Source organism: Acidimicrobiales bacterium, assembly GCA_036399815.1.
In the GTDB taxonomy this organism is placed as follows: Bacteria; Actinomycetota; Acidimicrobiia; order Acidimicrobiales; family DASWMK01; genus DASWMK01.
On sequence record DASWMK010000090.1, the window covers coordinates 1 to 4,644 of the forward strand.

At 73.8% G+C, this 4,644-nt stretch carries 6 protein-coding genes; 4 read left to right on the forward strand and 2 right to left on the reverse strand.

The features are described 5' to 3' along the window. The first annotated feature begins 228 nt into the window (after window positions 1-228). The gene (gene disA, locus VGB14_06575; GenBank protein HEX9992573.1) at window positions 229-1,302 is read left to right on the forward strand and encodes a DNA integrity scanning diadenylate cyclase DisA; all 1,074 of its coding nucleotides are present in this window, start codon (window positions 229-231) and stop codon (window positions 1,300-1,302) included. A gap of 69 nt (window positions 1,303-1,371) precedes the next feature. Here the strand turns inward: disA and VGB14_06580 are convergent, their stop codons facing one another. Beyond that, window positions 1,372-2,079, reverse strand: a complete 708-nt coding sequence (locus tag VGB14_06580; GenBank protein HEX9992574.1) for a dienelactone hydrolase family protein — start codon at window positions 2,077-2,079, stop codon at window positions 1,372-1,374. Window positions 2,080-2,081: 2 nt separating this feature from the next. Then, a complete protein-coding gene (locus VGB14_06585; GenBank protein ID HEX9992575.1) occupies window positions 2,082-2,741 on the reverse strand; it encodes a Crp/Fnr family transcriptional regulator in 660 nt (219 codons plus the stop codon). Window positions 2,742-2,852: 111 nt separating this feature from the next. Between VGB14_06585 and VGB14_06590 the strand changes: the two genes are divergently transcribed. The 3 genes from VGB14_06590 to VGB14_06600 all read left to right on the forward strand — a co-directional run. Further along, the gene (locus VGB14_06590; GenBank protein HEX9992576.1) at window positions 2,853-3,332 is read left to right on the forward strand and encodes a CarD family transcriptional regulator; all 480 of its coding nucleotides are present in this window, start codon (window positions 2,853-2,855) and stop codon (window positions 3,330-3,332) included. A 58-nt stretch (window positions 3,333-3,390) separates the two neighbouring features. Continuing rightward, a complete protein-coding gene (locus VGB14_06595) occupies window positions 3,391-4,449 on the forward strand; it encodes a hypothetical protein (GenBank protein ID HEX9992577.1) in 1,059 nt (352 codons plus the stop codon). After that, on the forward strand, window positions 4,446-4,644 hold a 199-nt coding region (locus VGB14_06600; protein HEX9992578.1), incomplete at its 3' end, for an NTP transferase domain-containing protein. The genes VGB14_06595 and VGB14_06600, both read left to right, overlap by 4 nt.

Genomic DNA, 4,644 nt, shown 5'->3' on the forward strand with positions numbered 1-4,644 from the left:
GGGGCGCCGGCGGGCGGACGGGCGCAGACTCCGGGGTACCACCGACGGCGCCCGGAGGGGGGTGGTGCCGGTGGAGCCCGAGAGGGCGACTCCGCCGGTGCAGGGTGGCGTCACCGAGCGCCACGGGACCGTCGCCCTGCACCGCGGGGGCGCGCGAAGTCGAACGATCGCGTCCGCCGAGTACGAGACCTCCCGGTTCGACCCCTGGTCGGCGGCTAGGATGCCGGCGTGACCCCCCGGCGCAGCGTCGCCCTTCTGGACGCGCTCGCCGCCGTCGCGCCCGGCAAGGCGCTCCGCGAGGGGCTCGACCGGATCCTCCAGGCCAGCATGGGCGCGCTCATCGTGGTCGGCGACGGGCCGGACGTGCTCAACATCTGCTCCGGCGGGTTCCTGCTCGACGCCGCCTTCAGCCCGCAGCGCCTGTCCGAGCTGGCGAAGATGGACGGGGCGATCATCTTGTCCTCCGACGCCACCCGCATCGCCAGGGCCAACGTGCACCTCGTGCCGAACCCGAACGTCCCGACGTCGGAGACCGGCACCCGCCACCGCACGGCCGAGCGGGTCGCCCGCTCGATCCCCGTGCCGGTGATCTCGGTGTCCGAGGACATGTCGGTCATCGCCGTGTACGTGGACGACCAGAAGCACCCGCTCGAGCCCATCCCCCGGCTGCTCAACCGGGCCAACCAGGCCCTCCAGACCCTGGAGCGGTACCGCAACCGGCTCGACACGGTGTCGGCCGCCCTGTCCGCCCTCGAGGTCGAGGACCTCGTGACCTTGCGCGACGTCGTGTCGGTCCTCCAGCGGACCGAGATGGTCCGCCGCATCGCCGAGGAGATCGACGGCTACATCGTCGAGCTCGGCGTCGACGGCCGCCTCGTGCGCCTCCAGCTGGAGGAGCTGATGGGCGGGGTGGAGGACGACCGCCGCCTCGTCATACGCGACTACTTCCACGAGGAGGCGTCCTGGCACCTCGACCAGGCCCTCCAGGGGCTGGCCGAGCTGACCACCGAGGACCTCCTCGACCTGAAGGCCGTCGCCTCGATGCTGCACCTGCCGGCCGGGCCCACCGACCTCGACGCCAGCCACCAGCCCCGCGGCTACCGCCTGCTGTCGAAGATCCCCCGGCTCCCGGCCGCGGTGATCGACCGGATCGTCGAGCGCTTCGGCAACCTCCAGAAGATCATGCGGGCGACGATCGACGACCTGGACGACGTCGAGGGCGTCGGCGAGGCCAGGGCGAGGGCGATCAAGGAGGGCCTCAGCCGCCTGGCCGAGTCCTCCATCCTCGACCGCTACGCCTGACGGCCGGGCCCGGCCCTGCGCCGTGCGCCCGGGCCCGCCCGCCCGCCACGGCGGCCAGCGCCCGGCGGCTCAGCGGTCGAGCGGCGCCGTCGTCGGCGGCTCCACGTCGCCCGCCGCGTCGGGCTCCACCTGGAGGAAGGCGATCACGTGCCCCCAGGCGTCGGCCGCGTCGCCGGCGCGGTGGGCCGGCCTGGCCGGGTCGTGGACGAAGCCGTGCTCGGCCTCCGGGTAGCGGACGACCGTGGCCCCGGCGTCGACCAGCTCGTCCACGTCGGCCGACGGTGTGTAGTGGTCGCGCTCGCCGACGATCGCCAGCACCGGGCAGGCCCCCGCCGACCGGACGGCGTCGAGCGGCTCGCCCTGGCCGGGGCCCCGCCAGTCGGCCGGCACCCGGATCATCCCGTAGAAGGCGACGGCCCGGTCGAAGCGACCGGTGGCGCTGGCCTTCATGGCGTACATGCCGCCCATGCAGAACCCCATGACGGCGACCGGCGCCACCCCGCAGGCGTCGGCGGCGGCGACGAGGTCGCCCAGCTGGCGTTCGTCGTCCAGCCCGGCCGCGGCCTCCATCCGGCCCTGGAGGTCGAGGTCCTCGCGCCCGGGGAAGGGCTCGACCGCGCACACCACCCACCCGTGCTCGCTCGCCAGCCGGGCGCAGAGGTCGTCGAACAGGGGCCGCAGGCCCATGATGTCGGTCACCACCACGACCCCGCGGAGGGCGTCGCCGTCGGGGCGGGCGAGCTCGGCGGCCGTGCCCGACGGCAGGGTGATCCGCACGCTCAGCGCGACCGCAGCGCGAGCTGCTGGCGGTTGGTGATGCGGTAGCGGCGGTCGGACTGGGTGATCCAGCCGAGGCGCACGAACGAGGCGATCGCCTTGTTCACCCGCTCCCGGGAGGCGCCCACCATGCCGGCCAGCTCCTCCTGGGTGATCGGCAGGGTGAACTCGTCGGCGTCGCCGGCGAGCTCCAGCAGACGCTTGGCCGTGCGCCCGGTGACGTCGAGGAACACCGAGTCGGCGAGGGTGGCGTCCATCGTCCGCACCCGCCCGGCGAGCAGGTTGACCACGCTCCACAGCAGGGCCGGCCGCTCCTCGTAGAGCTTGCGGACGGGCTCGTAGGGGAGGGCCAGCACCTCCGACGGCTCCAGCGCCCGGGCCTCGGCCGAGCGGGTGCGCTGGTCGAACAGCGGCATCTCGCCGAACAGGTCGCCCCGCTCCATCAGCGCCACCATCGACTCCCGGCCGTCGATCGACTTGTTCGAGATGGCGATGCGCCCGTCCACGACGACGAACAGGTCGTGGGCGGCGTCGCCCTCGCGGAACAGCACGTCGCCGCGGCGGAGGCGGCGGGGCTCGGCGGCCTGCTCGATGCGCCGGAGCTCGTCGCCGTCGAGGTCCCGGAACATCTCGACCTCGGCGAGCAGGTCGGTGGCGGCCATGTGACGATCGTAACGGCGGCGACCACCGGCGGTGGTACGCGAGTTGGCGCTCGGCCCCCTCGGTCCCTACCCTTGTATGGCTTGGTTCCGGGCGGTCAGCAGGGAGAACACTTGAGCTTCGACGTCGGTGACAAGGTCGTCTACCCCCATCACGGCGCGGCCGTGATCGAGCGCCGTGAGAAGAAGGTGGCGTTCGGCGAGGAGCGCGAGTACCTCGTGCTCCGGCTCGCCTACGGCGACCTCACCCTGATGGTCCCGTGCGACAACACCGACGAGGTCGGATTGCGCGAGGTCATCAACGACGAGGAGGTCGAGGAGGTGTTCGCCGTCCTCCGCAAGAAGGAGGCGCGGATGCCGACCAACTGGTCGCGGCGGTTCAAGAACCACGTCGAGAAGCTGAAGTCGGGCGACGTGTACCAGGTCGCCGAGGTCGTGCGGAACCTGTCGCTGCGGGAGAAGGACAAGGGCCTCTCCGCCGGCGAGAAGCGCATGCTGGCCAAGGCCCGCCAGATCCTCGTGTCCGAGCTGACCTTCGCCATCGGCGTCACCGAGGAGGAGGCGGAGCGCAAGCTGGACGAGGCGCTCACCTAGCCGGAACGGCCGCTTCAGCCGCCCGCCCGCGTTGCCGATGAGGGTCGCGGGAGGGAGCGTGTTCGTCGAGATCGTCCGGTTGCTGATCGTGCTCCTCGCGCTCGCGGCCGGGTACCAGCTGGGCGGCGGCAGCGACGCGGGAACGGCCGGACAGGGCGCGCCCGTCGTCGGCGCCGTCCTCGGTGCCGGGCTCGGCTACGTCGCCGGCGGCGTGCTCGGCCGCACGATCGAGCGGCTCGTCGGCGTCGTCGAGGAGCGCTCCACGGACTACCCGGCGGCCCGCCTCGTCCCCGCCGCGTTCGGCGGCTTCGTCGCCGGCGGGCTGGCCGCGCTGGTCGCCGTCCCCGCCGTCGTGCTCCTTCCCGGCGCGTGGGGCTGGCCGGTGTTCGGCCTCGTCGTGTGGATCGGCCTGTTCACCGGGTTCCGGGTCGGCACCCGCAAGAGCGGCGAGCTGCTGGCCCTCGCCGGCCTGTCGGACCGCCCGGCGGTCGTGGCCCGGCCGTGGCGGGGCGACGGGGTGGGCGACGGCCTCCTCGCCGACACCAGCGCGGTCATCGACGGTCGCCTCCTCACCGTGGCGACGGCCGGGTTCCTCCGCTCGGCCCTGCTCGTCCCCCGCTTCGTGCTCGACGAGCTCCAGGGGATCGCCGACGCGCAGGACCCGACGAGGCGCCGGCGCGGCCGGCGGGCGCTCGAGTCGCTGGAGGCGCTGCGACGCCAGGGCGGCGTCGACGTCCACATCCTCGACGACGAGGTGCCCGAGGTGGCCGACGTCGACGCCAAGCTGGTCGCCCTGGCCCGCCGGCTCGGCGCCGGCATCGTGACGACCGACGGCGCGCTGCAGTCGGTGGCCGAGCTCCAGGGGGTGACCGTCCTGAACCTGCATAGGCTGGCCGACAGCCTCCGCCCGGTGCGCGTGCCGGGGGAGACGGTCCGCATCCCGATCAGCAGGGCAGGGAAGGAGCCGGGGCAGGGCGTGGGGTTCCTCGACGACGGTTCGATGGTCGTGGTCGGCGACGCCGCCGAGCTCGTGGGCGGCGAGGCCGACGTCCGCATCACGTCGAGCGTCCAGACCTCGGTCGGGCGCCTCTTCTTCGCGTCCCTGGCCGACCGTTGACGTCGGCCTGGGCCGTCGTCGTGGCGGCCGGCCGGGGCACCCGCTACGGCGCCCCGAAGCAGTACGAGCGGCTGGGCGGGCGGCGGGTGGTCGACTGGTCGATCGCCGCCGCACGCGCCTCCTGCGACGGTGTCGTCCTCGTCGTGGCGCCCGAGCGGGTGGGCGACGGCGAGCCGGCTGCGGACGTCGTCGTCG